At 72.0% G+C, this 24458-nt stretch carries 25 protein-coding genes and 1 pseudogene; 10 read left to right on the top strand and 16 right to left on the bottom strand.

What is annotated here, in order from left to right:
- Positions 1 to 94 precede the first annotated feature (94 nt).
- Positions 95 to 1186, top strand: a complete 1092-nt coding sequence (locus ACQB60_RS29225; RefSeq protein ID WP_496929085.1) for a Gfo/Idh/MocA family protein — start codon at positions 95 to 97, stop codon at positions 1184 to 1186.
- Positions 1187 to 1374: 188 nt separating this feature from the next.
- Here the strand turns inward: ACQB60_RS29225 and ACQB60_RS29220 are convergent, their stop codons facing one another.
- Positions 1375 to 1896 (bottom strand): NUDIX hydrolase, encoded by a 522-nt coding sequence (locus ACQB60_RS29220; RefSeq protein WP_496929084.1) that lies wholly within the window; start codon positions 1894 to 1896, stop codon positions 1375 to 1377.
- 137 nt (positions 1897 to 2033) lie between these two features.
- Between ACQB60_RS29220 and ACQB60_RS29215 the strand changes: the two genes are divergently transcribed.
- Positions 2034 to 2579, top strand: a complete 546-nt coding sequence (locus ACQB60_RS29215) for a flavoprotein (RefSeq protein ID WP_496929083.1) — start codon at positions 2034 to 2036, stop codon at positions 2577 to 2579.
- A gap of 16 nt (positions 2580 to 2595) precedes the next feature.
- Entirely contained in the window at positions 2596 to 3189 is a 594-nt protein-coding gene (locus ACQB60_RS29210; RefSeq protein ID WP_496929082.1) for an exonuclease domain-containing protein, read from the top strand.
- A gap of 31 nt (positions 3190 to 3220) precedes the next feature.
- Here ACQB60_RS29210 and ACQB60_RS29205 read toward each other — a convergent pair whose 3' ends face one another.
- The 5 genes from ACQB60_RS29205 to ACQB60_RS29185 all read right to left on the bottom strand — a co-directional run bounded on the left by ACQB60_RS29205 (position 3221) and on the right by ACQB60_RS29185 (position 9076).
- Positions 3221 to 4456 (bottom strand): cytochrome P450 family protein, encoded by a 1236-nt coding sequence (locus ACQB60_RS29205; RefSeq protein ID WP_496929081.1) that lies wholly within the window; start codon positions 4454 to 4456, stop codon positions 3221 to 3223.
- A 128-nt stretch (positions 4457 to 4584) separates the two neighbouring features.
- On the bottom strand, positions 4585 to 5286 hold the full coding sequence (locus ACQB60_RS29200; RefSeq protein WP_496929080.1) for a response regulator: 702 nt from the start codon (positions 5284 to 5286) through the stop codon (positions 4585 to 4587).
- Between the two features lie 121 nt (positions 5287 to 5407).
- Positions 5408 to 6547, bottom strand: coding sequence for a hypothetical protein (locus ACQB60_RS29195; RefSeq protein ID WP_496929079.1), 1140 nt, complete (start codon positions 6545 to 6547; stop codon positions 5408 to 5410).
- Positions 6544 to 7707: a hypothetical protein gene (locus ACQB60_RS29190; RefSeq protein ID WP_496929078.1), complete on the bottom strand. Its 1164-nt coding sequence runs from the start codon at positions 7705 to 7707 to the stop codon at positions 6544 to 6546. Before ACQB60_RS29190 ends, ACQB60_RS29195 begins: the two co-directional genes overlap by 4 nt.
- A gap of 58 nt (positions 7708 to 7765) precedes the next feature.
- Positions 7766 to 9076 carry a sensor histidine kinase gene (locus tag ACQB60_RS29185; RefSeq protein ID WP_496929077.1) on the bottom strand — a complete coding sequence of 437 codons (1311 nt, stop codon included), beginning with the start codon at positions 9074 to 9076 and terminating at the stop codon, positions 7766 to 7768.
- Between the two features lie 156 nt (positions 9077 to 9232).
- Here ACQB60_RS29185 and ACQB60_RS29180 point away from each other — a divergent pair, with 156 nt between their 5' ends.
- Entirely contained in the window at positions 9233 to 9442 is a 210-nt protein-coding gene (locus tag ACQB60_RS29180) for a hypothetical protein (RefSeq protein WP_496929076.1), read from the top strand.
- Between the two features lie 44 nt (positions 9443 to 9486).
- On the opposite strand, the gene ACQB60_RS29175 is transcribed toward ACQB60_RS29180, so the two are convergent.
- Together ACQB60_RS29175 and ACQB60_RS29170 are read right to left on the bottom strand one after the other, a co-directional pair.
- Entirely contained in the window at positions 9487 to 9906 is a 420-nt protein-coding gene (locus tag ACQB60_RS29175; RefSeq protein ID WP_496929075.1) for a guanyl-specific ribonuclease, read from the bottom strand.
- Between the two features lie 131 nt (positions 9907 to 10037).
- Complete coding sequence (locus tag ACQB60_RS29170) at positions 10038 to 10646, bottom strand: helix-turn-helix domain-containing protein (RefSeq protein WP_496929074.1); 609 nt, start codon at positions 10644 to 10646, stop codon at positions 10038 to 10040.
- A gap of 152 nt (positions 10647 to 10798) precedes the next feature.
- Here ACQB60_RS29170 and ACQB60_RS29165 point away from each other — a divergent pair, with 152 nt between their 5' ends.
- A complete protein-coding gene (locus tag ACQB60_RS29165; RefSeq protein ID WP_496929073.1) occupies positions 10799 to 11923 on the top strand; it encodes an aryl-sulfate sulfotransferase in 1125 nt (374 codons plus the stop codon).
- Entirely contained in the window at positions 11920 to 13239 is a 1320-nt protein-coding gene (locus tag ACQB60_RS29160) for a uracil-xanthine permease family protein (RefSeq protein ID WP_496929072.1), read from the top strand. The genes ACQB60_RS29165 and ACQB60_RS29160 overlap by 4 nt, the downstream gene beginning before the upstream one ends.
- A gap of 1 nt (position 13240) precedes the next feature.
- Here ACQB60_RS29160 and ACQB60_RS29155 read toward each other — a convergent pair whose 3' ends face one another.
- A complete protein-coding gene (locus ACQB60_RS29155) occupies positions 13241 to 13774 on the bottom strand; it encodes a hypothetical protein (RefSeq protein WP_496929071.1) in 534 nt (177 codons plus the stop codon).
- 312 nt (positions 13775 to 14086) lie between these two features.
- On the opposite strand from ACQB60_RS29155, the gene ACQB60_RS29150 reads away from it, so the two are divergent.
- Positions 14087 to 14746 carry a hypothetical protein gene (locus tag ACQB60_RS29150; RefSeq protein WP_496929070.1) on the top strand — a complete coding sequence of 220 codons (660 nt, stop codon included), beginning with the start codon at positions 14087 to 14089 and terminating at the stop codon, positions 14744 to 14746.
- A 69-nt stretch (positions 14747 to 14815) separates the two neighbouring features.
- Here ACQB60_RS29150 and ACQB60_RS29145 read toward each other — a convergent pair whose 3' ends face one another.
- A complete protein-coding gene (locus ACQB60_RS29145; protein WP_496929069.1) occupies positions 14816 to 15742 on the bottom strand; it encodes a DMT family transporter in 927 nt (308 codons plus the stop codon).
- 154 nt (positions 15743 to 15896) lie between these two features.
- The gene (locus ACQB60_RS29140) at positions 15897 to 16511 is read right to left on the bottom strand and encodes a dihydrofolate reductase family protein (protein ID WP_496929068.1); all 615 of its coding nucleotides are present in this window, start codon (positions 16509 to 16511) and stop codon (positions 15897 to 15899) included.
- 209 nt (positions 16512 to 16720) lie between these two features.
- Here ACQB60_RS29140 and ACQB60_RS29135 point away from each other — a divergent pair, with 209 nt between their 5' ends.
- Positions 16721 to 17452, top strand: a complete 732-nt coding sequence (locus tag ACQB60_RS29135; RefSeq protein WP_496929067.1) for an SDR family NAD(P)-dependent oxidoreductase — start codon at positions 16721 to 16723, stop codon at positions 17450 to 17452.
- 101 nt (positions 17453 to 17553) lie between these two features.
- Here the strand turns inward: ACQB60_RS29135 and ACQB60_RS29130 are convergent, their stop codons facing one another.
- The 3 genes from ACQB60_RS29130 to ACQB60_RS29120 are packed head-to-tail and all read right to left on the bottom strand — an operon-like array spanning position 17554 to position 19479.
- Positions 17554 to 17973 (bottom strand): arsenate reductase ArsC, encoded by a 420-nt coding sequence (locus ACQB60_RS29130; protein WP_496929066.1) that lies wholly within the window; start codon positions 17971 to 17973, stop codon positions 17554 to 17556.
- On the bottom strand, positions 17966 to 19087 hold the full coding sequence (gene arsB, locus ACQB60_RS29125; RefSeq protein WP_496929065.1) for an ACR3 family arsenite efflux transporter: 1122 nt from the start codon (positions 19085 to 19087) through the stop codon (positions 17966 to 17968). The genes ACQB60_RS29130 and arsB overlap by 8 nt, the downstream gene beginning before the upstream one ends.
- Entirely contained in the window at positions 19084 to 19479 is a 396-nt protein-coding gene (locus tag ACQB60_RS29120; protein ID WP_496929064.1) for an ArsR/SmtB family transcription factor, read from the bottom strand. Before ACQB60_RS29120 ends, arsB begins: the two co-directional genes overlap by 4 nt.
- Positions 19480 to 19574: 95 nt before the next feature.
- Between ACQB60_RS29120 and arsM the strand changes: the two genes are divergently transcribed.
- Positions 19575 to 20369 (top strand): arsenite methyltransferase, encoded by a 795-nt coding sequence (gene arsM / locus ACQB60_RS29115; protein WP_496929063.1) that lies wholly within the window; start codon positions 19575 to 19577, stop codon positions 20367 to 20369.
- A 430-nt stretch (positions 20370 to 20799) separates the two neighbouring features.
- Here the strand turns inward: arsM and ACQB60_RS29110 are convergent.
- Both ACQB60_RS29110 and cqsA read right to left on the bottom strand, forming a co-directional pair.
- A pseudogene (locus ACQB60_RS29110) lies at positions 20800 to 21618 on the bottom strand (glutamate ABC transporter substrate-binding protein); the annotation flags it as partial.
- A gap of 41 nt (positions 21619 to 21659) precedes the next feature.
- The gene (gene cqsA, locus ACQB60_RS29105; RefSeq protein ID WP_496929062.1) at positions 21660 to 22904 is read right to left on the bottom strand and encodes an alpha-hydroxyketone-type quorum-sensing autoinducer synthase; all 1245 of its coding nucleotides are present in this window, start codon (positions 22902 to 22904) and stop codon (positions 21660 to 21662) included.
- 239 nt (positions 22905 to 23143) lie between these two features.
- On the opposite strand from cqsA, the gene ACQB60_RS29100 reads away from it, so the two are divergent.
- On the top strand, positions 23144 to 24457 hold the full coding sequence (locus ACQB60_RS29100) for an urea ABC transporter substrate-binding protein (protein WP_496929061.1): 1314 nt from the start codon (positions 23144 to 23146) through the stop codon (positions 24455 to 24457).
- Position 24458: the final 1 nt, after the last annotated feature.

Here is a 24458-nt window from a genome sequence, read left to right as displayed (position 1 = left end):
GCGTAGCCCCAGGAGATGATGACGGGAAGTTCGGAAGTTCTGTTGTCCGGACAAAGGATTGACAGGACGCGAGGGCCCTGGCGAGGGTGGACTCATGCGCATCGGACTGATCGGAACGGGACGGATCGGCACATTCCATGCGAGGGTCCTCGCCGGGCATCCGGAGGTGGAGAGCCTGGTCGTGGCGGACGCGGATGCTGCGCGGGCGGTGGAGCTGGCGGAAGGGCTCGGCGGACCGGCGACGGGTGCCGCTGCCTCGGAGGCCGCCGAGGGCCCCGTCAGCTCCGCGGGCTCGGAGTCCGCCGGGGCCTCTGTCACCTCCGCAGCCTCCGTCGACGACCTCTTCACCGCCTCCACGGGCATGGACGCCGTCGTCGTCACGGCGGCCACGTCCGCGCATGCCGAGCTCATCGGCCGGGCCGCGCGCGCCGGGCTGCCCGTGTTCTGCGAGAAGCCCATCGCGCTCGACCTGCCGGGCACGCTGGCGGCGCTCCACGAGGTGGAAGCCGCGGGCACGGTCCTCCAGCTCGGCTTCCAGCGGCGCTTCGACGCGGGGTACGCGGCGGCACGGGACGCCGTACGGGCCGGGCGGCTCGGCCGGCTCCACACGGTCCGGGCCGTGACGTCCGACCCGGCCCCGCCGCCCGCCGCCTACCTCCCCCTCTCCGGCGGTCTCTACCGCGACTGCCTGGTCCACGACTTCGACATCCTGCGATGGGTGACGGGGCGCGAGGTGACGGAGGTGTACGCGACGGGCTCGGACGCGGGACCTGCGATGTTCCGCGCGGCGGGCGACGTCGACACGGCGGCGGCCGTCCTCACCCTGGACGACGGCACCCTCGCCACCGCGACGGCGACCCGGTGCAACGGCGCGGGCTACGACGTACGCATGGAACTCGCGGGCGAGAGCGACCAGTTGGCGGTCGGCCTCGACACCCGCACGCCCCTCACCTCCACCGAGCCGGAGGGCGCACCCGCCCCCGACAAGCCCTGGCCGGGCTTCCTCGAACGCTTCGCCCCCGCGTACGAGGCGGAGTTGGCCGCCTTCGTGGACGTCGTGCGCGGCGTGCGCGCCAACCCCTGCGACGGCCGCGAGGCACTGCACGCGCTACGGATCGCGGAGGCGTGCGAGCTGTCGCGGGCGGAGCGGAGGGTGGTGCGGATGGCGGAGATCTCCGGAGGCTAGGGCGCGGGCGTGGGCGCGGTCAGCGCGCAAGCGGTGTCGCGGCGTGGTCCGTCGGCGTTACCGTCTGCCTCCATGTCCGGATCCAAGCATGTCCTTGACCGGCTGCAGGGCCACCGGCCGCGAAAGTCCGGGACCACTACTCCGCTACTCCACTACTCCACTCACTGCTCCACTACTCCACGCCCGGGTCAGGCTCGTCGCGTAGACCCGTTCCGGACGTAACCGAGGTCGACAGGCACAGTCGCCGCTGCACCGCCCTCCCGGCCCTCCTCGCCCTCCCGCACGCCGGCGAGCAGTTCCGGCAGCTGCGGCGGCCACAACGGCTCGTGCCCACCGGCCAGTTCGTCCGGCGTCCACCAGCGCCACCGAAGGATTCCGTCCGCGGCATGTGCGGCGGCGAGGTCGCCGACCGGATCGCGGCGTGGGCCCTGCGCGAGGAAGATGTGCTCGCGCTGGCGGACCGGCACCCCAGCCCTGGTGAAGTCGTGTTCCCACAGGCACAGGACGGTGCCGTCGACCTCGATGTCGGTCCACCCGGTCTCCTCACGCAACTCGCGCTCGGCCGCGCGCAGTTGCGGCTCCCCCGGGTCCGCCCCTCCGCCGGGCATCGCCCAGTGGACGCCCACTTCCTCGTTGTCGTACCGGAACATGAAGACCGCCCCGGCCGGGTCCAGGACCGCGACGCGGGCTGCTCGTCTGGGTATCCGCACCACGCCAGCCTGTCAGCACGGGGCGTCACTGTCGATCACGTCCGGCGCCCGTACGACCCGTCCCCTGTCCGCCGTACGCTGCCCCCACCACCCCTCAACTGCCCCATCGCAGCAGCCGGACAGCCGGGAGACCCCGCGTGAGTGATCAACCCGACCCCCAGACCGCCAAGCCCTTCCTGTACGTCATCGTGTGCGCGTCCGGTGTCGCCGGCGACGTCGGGAAGCTGATCACCGCGGCCCAGGAGGCGAACTGGGACGTGGGCGTGGTCGCCACCCCGCAGGGGCTCGGCTTCATCGACGTCCAGGCGATCGAGTCGCAGACCGGCTTCCCGATCCGCTCGGCCTGGCGCGCACCCGGCGACCCCCGGCCGCTGCCGCCCGCCGACGCCATCGCGGTCGCCCCGGCCACGTTCAACACCATCAACAAGTGGGCCGCCGGGATCTCCGACACCCTCGCCCTGGGCATCCTGTGCGAGGCGTACGGCGTCGGGACCTCCATCGCCGCCCTCCCCTGCCTCAACTCCGCACAGGCCGCCCACCCCGCGTACCGGCAGAGCCTGGAGCGGCTGCGCGAGATGGGCGTCCTGTTCGGCTCCTACGAGCCGCCCGAGCCGCAGGCGGTGGGCGCGGCGGGGCCCTTCCGCTGGGAGGAGGCGCTGGAACTGCTCACGCCCCGGCTGTGACTGAGAGGATGCCGAGATGTCTACCTTCGTCGTGTTCGACCTGGAATTCACGTCGTGGCCCGGAGCACTTGAGCAGGACTGGGGCGAGCAGGGGCAACTGCGCGAGATCGTGCAGATCGGGGCCTTGCGGCTGACCGAGGACTTCACTGTCGTGGAGGAGTTCGAAGCGCTGATCCGCCCCGTGGTGAATCCTCGACTGTCCGCCTACTTCACCGAACTCACCGGCATCGACCAGGAGTCGGTCGACCGGGAAGGGGTCGCTCCGGCCCAGGCCCTGGGGGACTTCCTGGAGTTCTGCGAGGGCCAGACCGTGCTCTCGTACGGCAATGACATGGTGGTTCTCGGCGAGAACGTGGGCTGGGTCCGAGCACGCGGCGAAGACCTCAAGAGCAGCTACCTGGACGCCGCCTTCGTGAACATCCGGCCCTGGCTGAATGCCCTGGCACCGACGACGGCGACGGTCAACGTGGGCCGCCTGTGGGAGGTACTCGGCCTGCCCAAACCCGCCTCCGGGCAGGAGCATTCGGCCCTCTTCGACTGCCATTCCTTCGCCGCGGCCCTCAAGCACTTGTGTGCCGCCGGAGCCCGCTTGCCCGAAGGGTGCCTCTAGCCCTCTAGCGGCCGCTTCCTTCCGCCAGGGCTCACCAGCGCACCGGCAGCCGCCGCACCCCCCTGATCAGCATGCCCGGCAGCCAGTCGTCCGACGGACCGTCCGCGGCGAGGCCGGGGCAGCGGTCCAGCAGTGAGGCGAGAGCTGCCTGGGCCTCGATGCGGGCCAGGGGGGCGCCCAGGCAGTAGTGCATGCCGTGGCCGAAGGCGACGTGGCCCTGGGGGGTGCGGTGGATGTCGAAGCGATCGGGTTCGGGGAAGCGGCCGGGGTCGCGGTCGGCGGCGGCGAGGCCGATCACCACCGCCTCGTACGCCGGGATGAGCGTGCCGCCGAGCTCGGTGGGGCTGGTGGTGAAGCGGAACGTGGCGTTCTCCACCGGGCCCTCGTAGCGCAGGGTCTCCTCGATGGCGCCGTCCAGGAGAGTCGGGTCTGTGCGCAGTTCGGCCAGTTGGGACGGGTGGGCGAGCAGGGCGCGGACCGCGTTGGAGATGAGGTTGACCGTCGTCTCGTGTCCGGCGATCAGGAGCAGGTACGCCATCGCGCGCAGCTCCTCGGCGGACAGGCGGTCGCCGTCCTCCGTGCGGGTGCGGATCAGCGCTCCGAGCAGGTCGTCGCGGGGCTGTGCCGACCGCTTGTCCGCGATCAGTTTGTCCGCGATCAATTTGTCCGCGATCAAGTCGTCCAGATATCCGGCGAGTTCGACGATTGCCTCGCGCTCCGCCGCGTCGCTCGTGGGTGCCACGGCCTCGTTCGACAGCTTCCGGAAGGCCGTCCGGTCGATGTCGGGGACGCCGAGGAGTTCGCAGATGACCGTCATCGGCAGCGGGAAGGCGAGGGACTCGACGAGGTCGGCGCGGCCGAGCGGGAGCATCGCGTCGAGGAGGTCGTCGGTGATCTGCTGCACGCGGGGCCGCAGCGCCTCGGCGCGACGCCCCGTGAACTCGCGGGCCACGAGCTTGCGCAGCCGCGTGTGCCGGGGCGCGTCCGTACTCAGGAGGTAGGGGCCGATGACCTCTTCGTCCAGGAACGTCGCTCCGACACTGGTCGGCGACTTGGTCAGTCTCGGGTCGGCGAGCGCGGCCCGCCCCTCCTCGTATCCGACGACCAGCCAGACCTCCTGCCCCGGCAGCACTCCCCCGGTCCCGTCGGCCCTCCCCGGCAGACGTACGTGGTGAACGGGGCCGCGCTCGCGCAGCTCCGCGTAGACGGGGTGAGGGTCGGCGGTGAAGCGGGGGCCGTACGTGGCGAGGTCGACGGTCTGCGTCATGACGGATCAACGAGCTTGTCGGGGGTGGTAGTTCCCGTTCTCCGTGCGTCCACCCGGGGAGGGATGACGGCGAGCGGCGTCGGCACGCCGGCGTTCAGCCCGCACGGCCCGCGAGGCGCTCCGACCCGCTAACCGGCCCCGCCCGCCCCACCCGCACTGTCCGCCTCGTCCAGCAACCCCGCGTCATGCGCCAACAACGCGATCTGCACCCGGTTGTTGAGGTCCAGCTTCGTCAGGATGCGGGACACGTGGGCCTTCACCGTGGCCACGCTCAGGTACAGCTCCGACGCGATGTCCGCGTTGGAGCCGCCGCGGGCGACGGCCACGGCCACCGCGCGTTCGCGGTCGGCGAGGGTTGCCAGCCGGTCCAACGCCCGCTGTTTGCGGTCCTGTTGGGGGTCGGTGCCGGTGACGCGGGTGATGAGCTGCTGGGTCACCGTCGGGGACAGGACCGGCTCGCCCGCCGCGACCGCGCGCACCGCCGCGACGATCTCGGCGGGGGCGGTGTCCTTGAGGACGAACCCGGCCGCGCCCGCGCGGAGTGCGCGCAGCACCTGTTCGTCCGCGTGGAACGTGGTCAGGACGATGACCTCGGGGGCGTCCGGGCGGCGGCGCAGCGCCTCCGTCGCGGCCAGGCCGTCCATCCGGGGCATGCGGATGTCCATCAGGACGACGTCGGGTCGCACCTCGCCGACGAGGGCCGCGACTTCGGATCCGTCGCCCGCCTCACCGACGATCTCGATGTCGTCCGCGCCGCCCAGCATGAGCGCGAGGCCCTTGCGGACCAGCGGGTCGTCGTCGACGAGGAGCAGCCTGATGGGTCGGTTCATGGGGTCCACCGTAGCGAGGGGGCGGGAGAGGAACGTGTCAGCTCATGGCTCAGCGAATGCATCAGAGGAAGCACTAGAGGAAGCACTAGAGGAAGCACTAGAGGAAGCACCAGAGGAACGCTCATGCGGGGAGCTTGATCCGTAGGGGACCGCAGCCTATGCGGTCCGCCTCCGCCGCCACGTAGCGGGGAAGCAGCGCGCGGACGTCCGCCTGCTTGTCGCCGTCGTCCGTACGGACGAGGAAGGTGACCTCGCCCGTCGGGCACGTCGCCTGGAAGAGGCCGAGGTCGGGGCGGACGAAACCGGAGCCCTCGCCGTCGTGGGCGCCGCGCACGCGGGTGCCGCCGGTGTAGGAGAGGCGCTTGTAGAGGGCGGAGAGGCGGGGGTCCTCGACCGTCATGAGGCGCAGCTGCGGGTGGTCGAAGAGCACGTCCCGGTCGCAGGTGCGCACCGGGCCGCGGCCGCGGCCGCGCGTCACCAGCGGGCGGTCGTAGCGGTCCGCCTCACGGCCGTCGCTCATGCGCAGGCCCTTGATGCCGCAGATCGCGTCCGCCTTCTCGTCCTCGAAGCGCGGTGGGGCGGGGAGGCCCGCGGACGGGTCCTTGGCCGTGGCCGAGCAACCGCGGTCCGCCATATAGCCGTTGACGAGTTTCACGAGGGTCCGGGCCAGGCGGGCGCGGGCGCCGGTGTCGACTTCCTCGTCGTAGACCGTCCAGCCCGTCTCCATGTCCACGACCAGGGGGCCGTCGCCCCGGCCCGGCTTGCCCACGCAGCCCTCGGGGACCGCGAGCCACGCGCGCGTGTCCGAGACCATGCCGAGCAGCCCGTCGCCGAGCGGCGTCATGCGCGCGGACAGATACGCGTCGGCCCACTGGTCGCTCGCACCGCCGAACCGGGCGTCGAGCTCGTGCACCCGGGCGGTGACGCGGCGGCCGCGCGGGGACTTGAGGACGCATTCCCCGGAGGGGCCGGACGCCCCGATCGAGTCCGAACTCACCGGGATCTCGGAGGTCTTGATGTCTCGCTTGCCCTCGAAGAGGTCCGCCACGTCGTCCTCGCTGAGCGCGCCCCAGCAGGAGCGGTCCGACGCGAAGGGGCCCGCGTCCGCCTGCCAGGCCACCCCGAGCCCGCCGAGCAGCGCCCCGGCGACGGCGGCGCCGATCGCGGGGCGGAGCCGGCCGCGCGTCAGGCTGCGCCAGTGCCACCAGGGGCGGCGCGGCGGCTCAAGGGCCTCAGAGCTCGTCTCCTCGGTAGCGGTCATCGGTCAGCCCCCTCGGGTGCCACAGGCGCGCAACCCAGGCGCTGCGTGACGGAGTTGGTGAAGGCGGCGAGGTAGCGCGTGGAGTCGGCTCCGCCGCCGAGGAGCAGGAACGTCGTCGGGCGCCCCGCGCAGTCGGCCCGTGCGATCTCGTAGTCGTGGTCGCTGACGCCCGTGCCGCGCCAGCCGCGCGCGAGCGCCTTGTGGCCCGTCGTCCCGTCGAGGAGCGTGGCGAGCCGTGGGTCGCGGACCATCAGGGCGTCGAAGATCCGCTCCTCGGGCGTTCGTCGCGTCACGGAGCGGCCGATCCGCGCCGAGCAGGACTGCACGTCGCGGGTGACGGCGCCGACCTGGTACTCCAGGCGCATCGATGTCGCCTTGTCGAAGTCGCCGGTGAGGTTCATGCCCTTGATGCGGCAGGCGGCGTCGCCCGCCGAGAAGAAGTCTTCCTCGTCCTCCGCGAGCGAGGGCAGGGCGGAGGGGGTGCGCAGGGGCTTCCCCGCGGCGCAACCGGCCTTCTCCATCCCCTTGTTGGCGACGGACACCAGCAGCGCGGCCGCCGCGTCGGCGCCGCCCAGGTGCACGGAGCCGCCCGTGTAGCTGTCGCCGCTGTCGTTCGTGGCGTCCAGGGTGACCGCCGTGGGCCGGCCGCCCTCGCCGTCGCACCGCTTCGGCAGCACGAGCATCCCGTGGGTGCCGTCGACGGCGCCCGGCAGCCCGTCGGGCAGGGGCATCGCGCGGTCGCCGAGGTAACCGGTGATCCACTCCAGGCGCTGCGCGGCGCCCCGGGGCGCCGTCCCGTAGGTGACCTTGACCGTGGTGCGCTGTCGGCTGGTATCGCCGTCGTAGGCCGTCCTGCTCGACTGCAGCGTGAGGGTGCACCGGCCTTCCGGCCGCTTCGGGGTCGGCGCGGACTCCTCCGTCGTACGGCTGCGCCCGTCATCCCCCTCGAAGCCCTCCTCGCCCAGGAGGTCCGGCCCGCTGTCCTGCTCCCAGGCGCCCCAGCAGTAGCGGTCCTTGGCGCCGAAGGGCCAGGTGTCGGTGGCCCAGGTGCCGAGTGCGGCACCCGCGAGGAGCACCACCGCCGCGGTGACGGCGGCCCCGCTCCGGGTGCGTGTCCGGCCGCGTATCCACGGTCGTACGCCTGTCAGCCGATGCGGCATGTCCTCATCACTCTCCCCCGTGTGGCGGCCGATCGTATCCGCCGCCCGCGGTGCGCGATCAGGGCCCCCACGGCAGCCACGCATCGACCTGGAATCCACCGTTCCGTCCCGGCCCGTGCTCCAGTCGGCCGCCCGCGAGCATGGCCCGCTCGGTGAGCCCGATGAGGCCCTGGCCCGAGCCGGGCACCTCCGGCACGTCGCCGGGGGGCGCGGGATTGCGGACGCAGACGGTCAGTCCCTCGCCCGGGGCACCCGTGACGCGGACGGTGACCTCGGCGCCGGGCGCGTGCTTGCGCGCGTTGGTCAGGGCCTCCTGCGCGATGCGGTAGGCGGTGCGGCCGAGGGCGGCGGGGACGTCCTTGGGGTCGGCCACGCGGTTGTCGAGGACGACCGTCATGCCCGCGTCCCGGGACTCGGCGACCAGCGCGTCCAGGGCGGCGAGCGTCGGCTGCGGCCGCCCCGAGGACTCCGGCCCGCCCTGCCCGTCCGCCCCGTCCTCCGCCTCCAGGCCCCCGCCGCCGCGCAGGACGCCGATGACCTGACGCAGATCCTGGAGGGCCTCGTGCGCGCTCTCCCGGATCACGCCCGCCGCCCGGACGATCTCGGCCTGTGGCGCGTCCGGCCGGAACTCCAGGGCACCCGCGTGCACGCTGAGCAGGGTGAGGCGGTGGGCGAGCACGTCGTGCATCTCGCGCGCGATGGCCTCGCGGGCCAGGCGCTGGGCCTGCTCGGCGCGGAGCGCGGCCTCGTTCTCGGCGCGCTGGGCGCGGTCGCGCAGCGCGATCAGGAGCTGGCGCCGGGAGCGGACGAAGAGGCCCCAGCCGATCACCCCGACCGTGAGCATGGCGGTGAGGATCAGCGAGGCGGCATAGGGCAGTTCCGGGTCGGGCCGCAGCCAGAAGAACAGCGGCATGAGCGCGATGGAGATGCCGCCGAGCCACGCCGAGTAGCGGAACGGGCGGTGCACGGCGAGCGTGAAGAAGGCGACGAGGGCGGCGCCGCCCGCGGTGTTGGAGACGAGGCTGACGAGGATCATCGCCACGGTCAGGCCGACCGGCCAGCGGCGGCGCAGCCAGACGGCGGCACAGGCGAGGGCTCCGGTGACCTGGTCCCAGTCGGCGAGCGTCTGGGAGATGGTCGGGTCCCGGCCGACCTCGTCCGCGTTGAGCATGCCGATGACGACGGCCCCGAGGAACAGGGTGAAGTCGACGATCCAGTCCCGCAGGGTCCGCTTGGCGCGGCCGGTGCGCCCGGCCGCGCGGTCCGGGTCGAGCTCGTCGGCGACGGCCGACGGCAGCAGCCACCGGTTGCCGGCCGCGAGCCACTGTTTCCTGGCCGCCGGGACGCGCTCCGGCGTGTTTCCACCCATGGTCGACAAATCTACGCAGCGTCACGCCGGTGAGGGGGCTCCCGGCCTTGATCATCGACCAAAGTCGCGCACCCCGAGACTTTCGGCGCACGGTCCGGCCCCGATCCTCGCCCGGCGGCCGATGCGTGGGGAAGGGCGCCGGGCGAGGCTCGGGGCATGAAGAAACTGCTTGAGGGAATCGGTGCGCTCCTGCTCATCCAGGGCGTGGCCGCCCTGGTGCACAGGTTCGTCGACTGGGCCTGGCTGGACGACTGGGGCGTCGTGCAACGCCTCGGCTTCCTCGACGGCTACGAGCTGTACGCGGGCATCGCCCTGGTCGTGCTCGCTTTCGCCTTGTTCGCGGCCGCCGAGAACGTCAACTCATGAGCCCTGGCGCCTTGTCGGGACTCACCCTGGCGCCTTGTGGGGGCTCAGCAGCCGCGGTCGACGAGGTCGAACGACTCGTAGTGGTCGGCGGTGTAGTAGTCCTCTTGGCTCTTCTCACCCGTGACGATGCGGCGCGCGCCGCGGTCGGGCGAGCCGGGGGTCTTGACCGTGTACTCGTGGTAGTAGCCCGAGCTCTGCTGCGGCAGGACGCCCTCGCGGTTCGAGAAGACGGTGCCGTCCTGCGGATACGGGTACGGGCCGCCCTTCTCGATCAGGTCGAGCGTGTCGTGCGCCTGGGACGGCAGCTTGGAGTAGCAGATGTCGCCGACCGCCTTGACGGTGATCGACTGCGCGGCCGTGGTGGGGGCCTGGGCCGGGCTCGCGGTGGCGGTCAGGGTCGGGCCGCCGATCAGCAGGGCGGCGGCGAGTGCGGTGACAGCGGCTATTCGTGGGGGGATTCGCATGGGTCCAGTGTGACGCGCGTAGAGGTTGCCATGTCAACGTCAAGGACGCCCAAGTCGGAGGAATTTTCCGGGAGTTAACCAGCGCTACCGGAGATGGGCGGGTGAGCCGTGTTGCGGGGAGGGACGGGGAGTCACCTCACGTTGCCGGTGATCGCGACATGGTCCGACACGGCGACCACGAGGACCCTGGTGCCGGGCGCCGTGGCCCGCCAGCGGTGGCGCACCCCGCCCACGAGATAGAGCGTGTCGCCCCGGTCGAGCCGGTAGGCGCGCCCCTCCGCCTCGACCTCGGCCGCGCCGTCCGCCACGTACATCAACTCGTCGTTGGGGTGCAGGAATTCGCGGTCCGCGTCCCGTTCGCCGGTGAACTCCAGGGCGTGCATCTGGTGGCGGCCGCGCACCAGCGGGCGCACTCCGGCGCCGGGCGTCAGGCCCGCGTGGTCCGCGGCGCGGACGACGTCGACCGTGCGGTCGGTGGCGTCGGCGGCGGCGAGTATCTCGACCGCCGTGGTGTTCAGGGCGTCGGCCAGGCGCTGCAGGGAGCGCATGCTGGGCCGGGCCCGCTCGTTCTCGATCTGGCTGAGGAACGGGGCCGACAGACCACTGCGTTCGGCGACCGCCGCGAGGGTGAGGTCGAGGGCGCGGCGGCGTCTGCGCACGGCGGCGCCGAGGCGCGGCTGCGGCGGTTCGTCCTTGCCGGGCGCGTCTTCGCCGACGGGCCTGGCGTCACTGTCGGGCATCGGCACATCTCCCTCCCCGGCCCCACCCTATGCACCCGCCGGACACGGCTTCGTACGCCCGTCACACCGCTGACATACAAGCCCCCTAGCTTCTAAGGAGTTTGAGGAAATCAAAGAAACTTTGACGCACACACTCGATGAAGGGGACCTCTGTGTCCACAGTCGACCAGAACCAGCGCCGCCGCCGGGGCACCGGCCTCATCGCCCTCGACCCCGCCACCGCCTCCCCCGGCTACACCCTCTTCGCCCCGCTCACCGGCGACGGCACCGTGTACCTGGTGGACCTGCACGGCACCACCGTGCACACCTGGCACTTCCCGTACCGGCCCGGTCGCCACGCCCGCCTCCTCTCCGACGGGACCCTCGCCTACAACGGGGTCCTGCCGGACGAACCCGCGCTCTTCCCGATGTGGCACAAGTACCGGGGCGGCGTGATGCTGCGGGCCGCCCCGGACGGCACCGTGCTCGCCGAGTACCGCGACCCCCTCCAGCACCACGACGCACACCACTTGGAGAACGGCGGCATCCTCTACACGGGGATCGAGCCGCTGCGGGGGCAGGACGCCGCCGCCGTACGGGGCGGGGTGGCCGGGTCGGAGGCCGGGGGCGGGACCGTGTGGGCGGACACCATTCAGGAGGTCGACGCGGACGGGGCCGTGCGGTGGTCGTGGCGGGCCGCCGAGCACCTGGACCGGGCGGACTTCCCACTCCACCCGGACTACGCCCGCGAGCACTGGCCGCTCATCAACAGCGTGACCCCGCTCGCCGACGGCAACATCCTCGCCAGCCTGCGCAGCGTCTCCGCCGTCGTCGTCATCAGCCGCGCCACGGGTGAGGTGCTGTGGCGCACCGAGCCGGGCGTCGTCTCCCAGCAGCACCACCCCACCGAGCTCGACGGCGGGCGCTTCCTCGTCTTCGACAACGGGGTGTTCCGGCCGGGGCACGACGTCCCGTACTCCCGCGTCATCGAGATCGAACGGGCCACCGGTGCGGTCGTGTGGGAGTACCACGACCCGGCCCGCGAGTCGTTCTTCGCGCCCTTCATGGGCTCGGCGCAGCGCCTGCCGGGCGGCAACACCCTCGTCACCGACTCCCCCGCGGGCCGCATCTTCGAGGTCACCGCCGAGGGCTATCTGTGCTGGGAGTACGTGGTGCCGCACTTCGGCGGCTACGAGGAGGCGGAGGTCAAGAGGCTCTTCCCGGCCGAGCCCAACGCCGTCTTCCGCGCCTACCGTTACGAGGCGTCCCAACTGCCATGGCTGGAGGCGCAGTCATGACCTCCACGGCCAAGAAGGCCACGGCCACGGCCGACGAGCGCGTGCCGCTGCGCAGTCTGGCTCCGCTCGCCCTCCAGCACGTCCTCGCCATGGTCGCGGCACCCGTCTCCACGGTCTTCCTGACGGCGGGCGCCCTGCGGCTGCCGCCGTCCCGGACGGCCGCGCTGCTCAGCACGGTCCTCGTCCTGAGCGGCGCCGGGTCGCTCCTCCAGTCCCTCGGGGTGTGGAAGTTCGGGGCCCGGCTCCCCTTCGTGATGCTGCCCGGCGGGGCGGCCGCCGCGCTGTTCCTGCAGGTCGCCCACGACCACGGCCCGGCCGTCGCCACCGGCTCCGTGCTCCTGGCCGCCGCCCTGCTGCTGGCCGTGGTGCCGCTGTACGCCCGGGTCGTACGGCTCTTCCCGCCGCTGGTGATGGGCGTGACCGTGCTGCTGATCGGCGTCTCGATGATCCGGGTGGCGGCGCAGCTCATCACGGGCCCCGACGGATCGGCCGCCCCGAGCGCGGTGGCCCTCGCCGGCCTGACGGTCGCCGTGACCGTCCTCGCGTACCAGTTGCTGCGCGGGGTGTGGCGGCAGTCCTCGGTGCTCGTCGGGCTCGCCGCGGGCACAGCGATCGCCGCGGTGACGGGCCTCGGCGAGTTCTCCCCGGCGGCGGGCTCCGGCTACGCACTCCCTCACCTACTCCCTTACGGGGCACCGCAGTTCGACCTGCTGGCCGCCCTTCCCCTGCTCCTCTTCTCCCTCACCACGCTGGCCGAGATCACCGGCCAGACCGTCCTCAACAGCGAGACCGTGGGCCGTGCGCCGGAGCCCGGCCGCGATGTGCCGCGCGTGGCCCGCGCGGACGCCCTCACCTCCGTCGTCGGCGGCTTCTTCGGCACGTCCCTGATGGTGACCAGCGCGGAGAACATCGGCATCATCCGCCTCACCGGCGTACGCAGCCGCTACGTCACGGCGGCCGCGGGCGCCCTGCTGGTGGCCCTCGGACTGCTCTCACCGCTCTCCCGCCTGGTGGCGGGGCTGCCCCCGGCCGTGGTCGGCGGCTCGGCCCTCGTGGTCTACGCGGTGATCGCCGTCATGGGCGTGGAGATGCTGGCGCGAGCCGGGCTCACGGACGGCCCGAACTCGCTGGTCGCCGCGCTCGCCCTGGCGGCGGGCCTGCTCCCGGTGGTCTCGCCCGGCCTGTACGCGGAGCTTCCCGGGTGGGTGCGGACGGTGCTCGGGAGCGGGGTGGTGGCGGGGACGTTGGCGGCCGTGGTGCTGCATACCGCGCTCAGGGCGGCGGACCGTGGCGCCGACGGGGCGAACACCCGTTAGATCAGTGGCAGTTACGGATCTTCCAGACCGGGTTCCAGTTGTACGGGTACTTGTGGCCGCCGACAGGAATGCTCTTCAGCGTGTTCCCGGACTTGCCGTAGAACTTGGCGGTGGCCCGGCTGCCGGTCTGCTTGTTGTAGTAGGCGCCCCTGCCCTTCCAGTGCGACAGCGAGTACGTGTGGCACTTGTAGAGCTTGTACACCTTCCACTTGCCCTTGCCGCTGTCCCACGCGGCGGCACAGAAGTTCCCCTTCTTGCACGTGGTGGCCTGCCCCTGGGGCACGTACACGTACGGAGCGGACGGGGAGACCTTCGGCGCGGAAGCCGCCGCGGTCGCGGACTCGGCCTCGGCCGGGACGGTGTCGGGCAGGACGAACGTGGTGCCGGTGCTGGTCCCGGTGCGGGCGCCGACGCTGGTTCCGCTGCCAGTGCCGCGGTCGCCCAGCGTCTGGGCATCCGCCGCACCGACCGTGAGGCCCGCGGTCAGCAATCCCGCAGCGGCGGCCGCACCGACGAACTTGTGCTTGGTACGCATGTGGAACTCCCCCTGCTCTCAGTTGTGTTGCTGTGCCCCGACGCGCTCGGTCGGCGAGCCGGTGCCGGGCCGACCTCTGGGTACGAGGGGCCGCACTCCGGACGCTAGGGCGCCCCGCACTCCATGGACCAGGTGTTTCGGCCGTGCCCGAAAGGCGCCTCTCCGCCGCCGGGTGCGGCAGGCGTCAAAGGTGCACGTGCCTGCCGTCAATTCGGGGGGCACGGGCAGGAAAGCACCGCAGGCGCGTACCCGTCCCGGCAGAGTGGCTCCCCCCGACACGCCACGCACCACCACGCCATGGGGAGCCCACCGTTGACCACGACGCCCTCGCCTTCGTCCGACGACGGGGCCCCGTCCGACGGCGCGGCCCCGTCCGGCGGCCGGACCGCCCCCGCCGACGATCGGGAGACCTCCGGTGCGGCGGCGCCCCGGCGCCGGTCCGATCCGACTGTGGTGGTCGCCTTGATCACGGCCGCAGCCAGCGTCTTGGTCGCCGTGATCACGATCGCCTCCCAGGGCGGCGGCGGCACCGGCGGGAGTGGTGGCGACGCGAAGGCGGTGGCCACCGAGCAGAGGGACCCGGTCAGGCCGGTCAGCGCCGACCCCTACGCACAGGGCTGCGGCAAGGACTCCAAGCCCGTAGGCGGACCCGCCCAGTTGGACGGGGTCGGCACGGCCCGGGTGTATCGCTCCCGGGCGTGCGCCACGGAGTGGGCCGTGCTCACCTCCGGGGAGGCGACGGTGACGTTCTTCCTGGAGAAGAGGGGGCAGTCCAGAGCGAGTCAGCGGGTGTGGGGCACGATCGACGGGGCCCAGCACACGGATCCGCCCCACGACCCCGTACCCGCCCACGCCGTCGACGCGCTGCACACCCCGATGGTCCCCGCCACGGAAGACGTCACGGCCTGCGTGTCCACCAAGGGGAACACTCCGACCTCCAAGGGGAAGAAGGCATGCACGGGCTACCAGTGAGCCCGGCCCGCCCTGCCCCCGGCCGAGCCGGGCCCGGCCCCACTTGCGCGCCTGCCCCGGCCCCGGCCCTCAGTCACCGGCCGGGCTGAACCGCCGCCCCCACGCCGTCCCCGCCAACACCAGCACTCCGCCCAACACCCCGACCACACCCAGCCGTTCACCGCCGAGCGCGATGCCCACCACCGCCGCCCACAGCGGTTCCGTGCCCAGCAGCAGACTCACCCGGGACGGGGACGTCCTGCGCACCGCCCACATCTGCACGAAGAACGCGAAGAGGGTGCAGAAGACCGCGAGGAAGGCCAGGCCCGCCCACTCCCCCGGCCCGAAGTCCGCCGCCGCCGACCACGGCGACGCACCGGTCCCGCCGACCGAGAGCAGCCCGAACACCACGACGGCGGCGCCGAGTTGGACCGTGGTGAGGGACAGCGCGTCGGCGCCCCGCACACTGCGCAGCCGCGCCATCGCCAGCACGTGCACCGTGCGCGCGAGCGCGGCCAGGAGGATCAGCAGGTCGCCCGAGGACGGCCTGGTGAAGCCCGCGCCCTGGGTCAGGAGCACCACCCCGGCGACCGAGAGCCCGGCCGCCGCCAGGAACGCCCGCGACGGGCGCTCCCTGCGCACCGCCGCCTCCGCGAGGGGCGTGAAGATCATGGTGAGGCTGATGATGAGGCCCGCGTTGGTCGCGGACGTGTGCACCACCCCGTACGTCTCCAGGAGGAAGATCCCGCTCAGGATCAGCCCGAGCAGCCCCGCCCCGCGCCACTGCGCAGCACTCAGGCCCCGCAGCCCCCGCCACCCCGCCGCGAGCAGCACGGGCAGGATCAGCCCGAAGCGCAGGATCAGGACGGCGATGACGGTGTGCGCGGTGGTGACCCCCTTGGCGGCGAGATAGCTGCCGCCCCAGGCCACGGCGACCAGGAGCACCGGCAGATCGGCGAGCCAGGCACGGCGGGGCGCGAAGGCACCGGAGGCACCGGGTGCGGCGAGCGTCGACACGAGGGGGTCTCCAACCGGTCGTGCGGTGTGGAGACTTCGGCGGCTCGCACGGGGAGCGATCACCGTAGCGGGACGTGATCACCCCCGGCCAGAGCCGTCTCACAGGGCGGGCCGCCCCCGAGCCGTTCCCTCACGCCCTCACACCCTCACGCCCTCACGCGTCGAGCCCGTAGTTCCCGTACGTGGGACGGCCCGCGCTCTCGTACGACGTGATGACCACGCCCGAGGACGTCAGCCGGGACGCGGTGGTCCGGAACGCGGTGGGCAGGCCGCCCTCCCCGAACAGGCGCAGGCCGCTGCCGAGGACGACCGGGAAGGTCACGACGTGCAGCGTGTCGACCAGGTCGTGGGCGAGGAGGTGGCGGGCGACCTCGCCGCTGCCGTGGATCTGGAGTTCGCGGCCGGGCTGCTCCTTGAGCGCGGCGACGTCCTTGGCGAGGTCCTCGCGGCCGATGACGCTCGTGCCGTCCCACGAGGGGGTGGCGAGGGTGGTCGAAGCGACGTACTTGGGGCGGGAGTTGAAGCGGTCGGAGACCGGGTCGCCGCTGACCTTGGGCCAGTACCCGGCGAAGATCTCGTACGTACGGCGGCCGAGCAGCAGGCCGTCCAGGCGCCCGACGAGCTCGTGCACGAAGGAGAGGAACTCCTCGTCCCCGTACGGCACCGACCAGCCGCCGTGGGCGAAGCCGCCCCTGTTGTCCTCGTCGCGGCCGCCGAGGCCCTGGTAGACGCCGTCGAGGGTGAGCTGCGTGATGAGGGTGAGCTTCATGGTGCGTGCCTCGTTTCTTGTTCTTTTCCCTGTTCACGGGCGGAGTGACCTGACGTAGTGCCGACTCCGCCCGCGCCCGGAACTCATCGCGATCTCGGCGTCCGTTTCCCGCCAGCACCGCTGTCGCTCCGCGGCTGTACTTGAACTCGCAACGACAAGAGAGCAACACAGCAGAGCTACTCAGCTACTCAGCTACTCAGGGAGAAGACATGAACGGCAAGGTCGCACTCGTCACCGGTGGCAGCCGCGGCATGGGCAGGGCGATCGCGCTGCGCCTGGCCCAGGAGGGCGCCGACGTGGCGATCACCTACGTCAACGGCGAGGACGCCGCCCGCGAGGTCGTCGCGAAGGTCGAGTCGATGGGGCGCCGCGCCCTGGCGATCCGGGCCGACGCGGCGGACGCCGGGGACCCGGCAGGCGCCGTGGAACGCGCCGCCGACGACCTCGGCCGCCTGGACATCCTGGTGAACAACGCGGGCATCGGCGTGCTCGGCCCCGTCGACAGCCTGACGCTCGCCGACGTGGACCGGGTGCTCGACGTCAACGTGCGCGCGGTATTCCTGGCCTCGCAGGCCGCGGCCGGGCGCCTCGCGGACGGCGGCCGGATCATCTCCACCGGCAGCGCGCTCGCCAAGTACGCGGGCGGACCCGGCGGTTCGCTGTACTCGCTGAGCAAGTCGGCGCTGACGGGCATGACGAAGGCCCTGGCCCGTGAACTCGGCGGACGCGGCATCACCGTGAACCTGGTCCACCCCGGCGCGGTCGACACCGACATGAACCCGGCCGACGGCCCGTACGCGGAGCCGCAGAAGGCGGCGACAGCGCTCGGCCGCTTCGGCTCGGCGGACGAGGTGGCGTCCCTCGTCGCCTACCTGGCGGGCGAGGAGGCCGGGTACATCACGGGCGCGGAGCTGGTGGTCGACGGCGGCCACTCCGCGTAACTCGCCTGGCGGCAGAGGCGACTCGCCGCCGATCTCGGATCCACGGGCCGGGCCCGGTGCTGATCTCTCAGCACCGGGCCCGGCCCGTTGTCGCGTCGGCGCTATCGAGGCGCGATCTCGGAGATCAGGGCTTCGACCCGCCGCCTGATCTCGTCTCGGATGGGGCGGACGGCGCCGATGCCCTGACCCGCGGGGTCGTCGAGCCGCCAGTCGAGATACGTCGTGCCGGGGAAGACGGGGCAGGCGTCGCCGCAGCCCATCGTGATGACGTAATCGGATGCCTGGACGGCCTCGGCGGTCAGGACCTTGGGCGTGGCGGTGCTGATGTCGACGCCGGCTTCCCGCATGGCCTCGACCGCCGCCGGGTTGACCTCGTCGGCGGGCAGGGACCCGGCGGAGCGGACCTCGACGCGGTCGCCTGCGAGGTGGGTGAGGAATCCGGCGGCCATCTGGGAGCGCCCGGCGTTGTGGACGCAGACGAACAGGACCGAGGGCTTGGTGGTGTTGGCGGTGTCAGACATGGGCGGAGCCTTCCGGTTCCGGGGCAGGGGTGGCGCGTGAGGCCGCTGGGGCAAGGGAGTTGGGGAAGTAGCGGCGGGCGGCGAGTGCCACGTACACGAGGCCGATGAGGGCGGGGACCTCGATGAGCGGGCCGACCACTCCGGCGAGGGCCTGGCCACTGGTGGCTCCGAACGTGGCGATGGCGACCGCGATGGCCAGCTCGAAGTTGTTGCCCGCGGCGGTGAACGCCAGCGTCGTCGCCTTCGGGTGATCGAGGCCGACCGCCTTGCCCAGGGCCATGGATCCGGCCCACATCACGGCGAAGTACACCAGCAGCGGCAGCGCGATCCGGGCGACGTCGAGGGGCTGGGAGGTGATGGCGTCACCCTGGAGGGCGAAGAGCACGACGATGGTGAACAGCAGCCCGTACAGGGCGAACGGACCGATGCGCGGGACGAGTCGGGACTCGTACCAGGTGCGGCCCTTGGCCTTCTCGCCGAGGCGGCGGGTCAGGAATCCGGCGGCCAGCGGGATACCGAGGAAGATCAGGACGCTGCGGGCGATCTCCCACACCGATACGTCCAGGGCGGTCTGTTCGAGGCCGAGCAGGCCCGGGAGCACCGACAGGTAGAACCAGCCGAGCAGGCTGAACGCGAGTACCTGGAACACGGAGTTGAGGGCGACCAGGACGGCGGCGGCCTCGCGGTCGCCGCAGGCGAGGTCGTTCCAGATGATCACCATGGCGATGCAGCGGGCGAGGCCGACGACGATCAGGCCGGTGCGGTACTCGGGCAGGTCCGGCAGGAAGATCCAGGCGAGGGCGAACATCAGCGCCGGGCCGAGGACCCAGTTCAGCACCAGGGACGGGATGAGCAGGCGGCGGTCGCGGGTGACGGTGTCGAGCCGGTCGTAGCGGACCTTGGCAAGGACCGGGTACATCATCACGAGCAGGCCGAGCGCGATCGGCAGCGAGACCCCGGTGACGGTGACCCTGGCCAGTGCGTCGCCGAGGCCGGGGACGAGGCGGCCCAGGCCCAGGCCGGCGGCCATCGCGGCCAGGATCCACACCGCCAGGTAGCGGTCCACGAAGGACAGCCGCCCCGCCACCGGGGCGGCCGTGGTGGCGTCGCTCACGAGGACTCCTCCGCGGCGAGCGCGGCGGCGGCCCGTCCGGGGCGGGTCAGGATTCCGGCGAGCTTGTCGGTCGTCTGTGGCAGCAGCCAGTAGTAGACCCAGGTGCCGCGCCGTTCGCAGTCGATGAGACCGGCCTGGCGCAGCAGCTTGAGGTGGTGGGAGATCGTCGGCTGGGAGAGGTCGAAGGCCGGGGTGAGGTCGCAGACGCAGATCTCGCCGCCCTCGCGCGAGGCGATCATCGACAGCAGCCGGAGCCGCACCGGGTCGCCCAGGGCCTTGAACACCTTGGCCAGCTCGACCGCCTGCTCCTCGCCCAGCGGCTCGGTCAGGAGGCCGGGGCAGCAGCCCTCGGCGGCGTCCTGGCCGAGCACCACAAGCTCTTGTTTCGACATTCCTCTATGTTGACGAACTTCAATCCAAGACGCAAGCTTGCATCGAGAGTCATCGATACAGCCAGTTGCGGCCCGCCCCATCCAGGAGGCACTCCATGAGCGAACAGTCCACTGACCTGCGCAAGACCGCCCTGCGCAAGACCGCCCTGCGCGAGACCGTCCGCGAGCGCTACGCCGCAGCCGCCGTCCAGGTCTCCGAGGGCGGCACCGCCTGTTGCGGCCCCCAGGCCATCGAGGTCGACGACAACTTCGGCTCGACCCTCTACGCGGCCGACGAGCGGGACGCCCTGCCCGTCGAGGCGGTCGCCGCCTCCCTGGGCTGCGGCAACCCGACCGCCGTCGCCGACCTCCACGAAGGCGAGCGCGTCCTGGACCTCGGCTCCGGCGGCGGCATCGACGTCCTGCTCTCGGCCCGCCGGGTCGGCCCGACCGGCAAGGCGTACGGCCTCGACATGACCGAGGAAATGCTCCAGCTCGCCCTCGCCAACCAGAAGAAGGCGGGCGCCACGAACGTCGAGTTCCTCAAGGGCACCATCGAGGCGATCCCGCTGCCCGCGCACACGATCGACGTCGTCATCTCCAACTGCGTGATCAATTTGTCCACCGACAAGTCCGCGGTCTTCGCCGAGATGTTCCGCGTCCTGGCGCCCGGCGGCCGCATCGGCGTCTCGGACGTCGTCGCCGACGACGAACTCGCCCCCGCCCAGCGGGCCGAGCGCGGGGACTACGTCGGCTGCATCGCGGGCGCCCTGTCGTTCGCCGAATACCGCGACGGCCTCGCGGCGGCCGGGTTCACGGACATCGAACTCACCCCGACCCACTCCGTGGCCGACGGCATGCACTCCGCCGTCGTCCGCGCCACCAAGCCCGGCGGACCCTCGCCCCGCTGAACCGGGAAACGGACGCTCAGCCTTCCTGGAAGTCCGCGGACAGGGCGCACAGCTTCCAGCCGTCCTTGGTCTTCGTCATGGTGCCGTTGTAGTCGATGTCCTTGACGTAGTTGCGGTACTTGGCGGGCACGCCCGTGAACGACTCGTGGACCAGCATCGTGGCGCTGGTGGGGCTGGTCTGGGCGATCCCGACGATGGTGTTGCGGAAGCGCACCTTCTTCTTCCAGGGGCCCAGGTTCGGGTCGTAGGCGGGGGTGAACTCGGAGACGAGCTTGTCCACGTCGCCCTTGATGCGGTCGCAGATGAGGGCGTCGACCTCGTCCCACTTCTCGGCGTTGGCACCGTCGATCAGCCGGTGGGTGGCCTGGACCAGGGCGGGGTCGGCGCTGCCGGACGACGGTGTGCCGACGGGGGTGTCCGGGGCGTTGAACACCGGTGGCGGTGCGGGCAGTTCGTACCCGGCGGGCACGTGCCGCTTGAGGGAGCGGCGCCAGCTGCCGTCCTTGATCATCTGCTGGATCGCGGTCGTGATCCTCTGCTGGAGGGCGGCGTCGCCCTTCTTCAGGCCGACGCCGTAGCGCTCGCGGGTGAAGCGGTGACCGACCACGCGCAGCTTGCCCGGGTGCTGGGCGGCGTATCCGGCGAGGATGATGTCGTCTGTGGTGACCGCGTCCGCCTTGTGGCGAAGCAGGGCGTCGACGCACGCCGAGTAGGTCTCGCGGCTGATCAGGCGTGTCTTCGCGGCGAAGTCCCGCTTGATCTTCGCCGCCGAGGTGGAGCCGGTGGCGGTGCACACCGTGCGGCCGTTGAGGGAGTCGGGCCCGGTGATGCCGCGGGTGCCGGAGCGCACCAGCAGGTCCTGGCCGGTGGTGAGGTACGGCCCGGCGAAGGTGACGCGCTGCTTGCGCTCGGCGGTGATCGAGTAGCTGGCGACCGCGAAGTCGACGGCGCCGCTCTCGATCATCTCCTCGCGGCGGTCGGACGGGGCCTGCTGCCACGTGATGTGGTCCGGCGTGACCCCGAGGGACTTGGCGATGTACGTGGCCACGTCCACGTCGAAGCCCTCGGGCGTCCTGCCCGGACGGTGCACCGCGAGTCCGGGCTGGTCGTACTTGATGCCGATGGTCAGGTGCGCGGGAGCGGGGGCGGCGGCCGGGACAGCGGCCGGGGCGGCTCCCGCGTTCAGGGGGAGGCACACGGCGGCGGCGAGGCCGAGCGCGGCAGCGGTCAGGGGCATGCGGGATCTCATGAGGGCTCCGTAAGGTGATGGTCCTGGTCGGCGGGGCGGAGCTACGCCGTCAGGCCCCTGGGCCAGATGGTGGCGTAGGTGTCACGGATGTCGCGGCAGGCGTCGACGAGCCGGGTGACGTCGTCGTCGGTGAGCGCGGCATGCAGCGAGAAGCGCACGAGGGTGCGGTTGTTGGGGACGGCCGGGGCGAAGAACATCGAGCCGAAGACGCCGCGCTCCTCCAGGAGGTCGCGGACCTGGATGCCGCCGCGGTCGGGGCCGGTCTGCAGGGAGACGATCTGGCTGTCGGAACTCTGCAGGTCGTAGCCGAGCCCGCCGATCTCGTCGCGTACGCGCGTGGAGATCTCGCGCAGCCGGGCGCGCCGCCAGTCGTCGGTACGGACGGCCTCCAGGGCGGTGGCGAGCCCGGCCACGTCGTGCGGGAGCAGGGTGGAGCTGAAGATCGCCGGGTACGACTCAAAGCGGAAGTAGTCCACGAACTCCGGGTCGCAGCAGGCCACGAACCCGGCCCGGCCTGCGAAAGCCTTGGACAGACTGGCGACCTGGAAGTGCACCCGGTGGGCGAGACCCAGCCCGGCCGTCAGACCCTCGCCGTGTGCGCCGTGGGTGCCCAGGGAGTGGGACTCGTCGACGACGAGGACGGAGCCGCTCTCCTCGGCGACGTCGCAGATCTCCCCGAGCGGGCAGAGGCTGCCGTTGGAGCTGTAGACCGAGTCGACGCAGATCACTCCGGGCCCGTGCTCGGCGGTCTTCCGCCGCAGGTGTGCGGGGTCGTTGTGCCGGAACCCGTACACGGGCGCCCCCGCATCGCGTGCGCCCTGCCACAGCGACATGTGGGCGAGCAGGTCGATGTAGACGGGGGTGGTGCGGTCGGCGACGGACTGCAGCAGCCCGAGGTTGGCGTCCCAGCCCGACTGGCACAGAATCCCGGCGGGCATGCCCAGATGCGCGGCGAGGCCCTGCTCCAGCAGGAGTTGAGGGTGGTCGCCGTGGAGCAGCACGCCGGAGGCGAGGACGCCGGTGCCGACATCGGCGAGGCAGTCGCCCATCGACTTGGCGATGCGCGGGTCGGCGGCGAGCGCCAGATAGTCGTTGCTGGTGAGCAGGACGGAGTCCGGACCGGGCGCCCTGCCACGCGTGATGATCCCGCCGCCCCACGCGCCGCGCACACGCTCCTCGTGAAAGCGCGAGACGCGCTCGCGCAGGGCGGCGGGGAGTACGGAAGCCGGGGGCGAATCGGAACTGAGCAGTGCGGCGAGGGCACCTGAGTGTGCGGCCGGGACCATGGGCAGGAGGCTAGGCCGGGCCTCGGCAGAAAGGTCCCTGCGCGCCGACACGTCAGGGTGAACCACGAGGCGCCCAGGCGACGCTTCGGTGAGAAAAACGGCAGGTCGGCTGATGCGGTCACCGGCCGATGGCTCCGCGCGGGTGGACCCGTGGCCGCCGTGCCCGGCGGGCCGTGAACCGGGGGGTCCGGTGTGAGAGAACGTCACGGTCCCCCCGCCCCCTCGGAGAGGCACAGCACGTGCACTGGCCCACGCGACGGACGTACGCCACCGTGGCGGCCGGTGCTCTCGTCGTGGCGCTCGCGGCCTGCGCGCTGCTGTGGGCGCACCGGCCACAGCAGGCGCGGGCGGACGACCCGATCAAGGTGGGGGTGCTCCACTCGCTGACCGGCAGCGTGGCCATCGCCGAGCGGCCCATCAACGACGCGACGCTGCTGGCCATCGACGAACTCAACCAACAGGGCGGCCTGTTGGGCCGCAGGGTGCAGCCGGTCATCGTGGACGGCCGCTCCGACTGGCCCGCCTTCGGCGCCGGAGCCGAACGGCTGCTCACCGGAGACCGGGTCAGCGCGGTCTTCGGCTGCTACACCTCGGCCAGCCGCAAACAGGTCGTGCCGGTCTTCGAGAAGCACCGCGGCGTGCTCTTCTATCCCACCTTCTACGAGGGGATCGAGTCCTCCCCGAACGTGGTCTACACCGGGGCCGCCCCGAACCAGTCGAGCATCCCCGGCGTGAAGTGGTTCCTGGAGAACCGCGGCCGCAAGGTCTTCCTCGTCGGCTCCGACTACATCTACCCCCGCGCCACGAACGCCGTCCTCAAGGCCCAGATCGCCTACCTCGGCGGGAAGGTGCTCGGCGAGCGCTACGTTCCGCTCGGCTCGTCCGACACCGCCGGCACGGTCCGCGCCATCACCGTGGCCAAGCCGGACGTCGTCGTCAGCACCATGGTCGGGGACAGCAACATCCCCTTCTTCAAGGAGCTCCGCGCCGCCGGGATCACACCGCGCACCGTCCCCGTCCTCAACCTGGTGTTCGGCGAGGTGGAGCTCCAGTCGCTCAACGCCCGCACCATGGCGGGCGACTACATCGCCCTCAACTACTTCCAGAGCCTCGACAACCCCGCCAACCGCCGCTTCGTGGCCGCCTTCAAGAAGCGCTACGGGGCGCACCGGGCGATCGCCGACCCGATGGAGGCCGCCTACACGAGCGTCCACCTGTGGGCGCAGGCCGTCCGCGAAGCCGGGTCGGCCGACGCGGAGGCCGTCCTCAAGGCGGTGCCCGGCCAGTCGTACGACGCCCCCGAAGGACAGGTCTACGTCGACGAGCACAACCTCCACACCTGGAAGACCGCCCGTATCGGCCAGATCCGCCCCGACGGCCAGGTCACCGTCGTGTGGGCCTCCGAGGCTCTGATCCACCCCATGCCGTACAGCATCTTCCAGACCAGGCGGCACTGGGAGGACCTGGTGTCCTCGCTCCACACCCGCTGGGGCCACAGCTGGCAGGCACCACCGCCGAACGGACCCGACTCCCCGACCCCCAAGGGTGGTTGAC

It is taken from the genome of Streptomyces odontotermitis (genome assembly GCF_050510915.1).
Taxonomy (GTDB): Bacteria; Actinomycetota; Actinomycetes; order Streptomycetales; family Streptomycetaceae; genus Streptomyces.
This window is presented reverse-complemented; position numbering and strand designations above follow the sequence as displayed.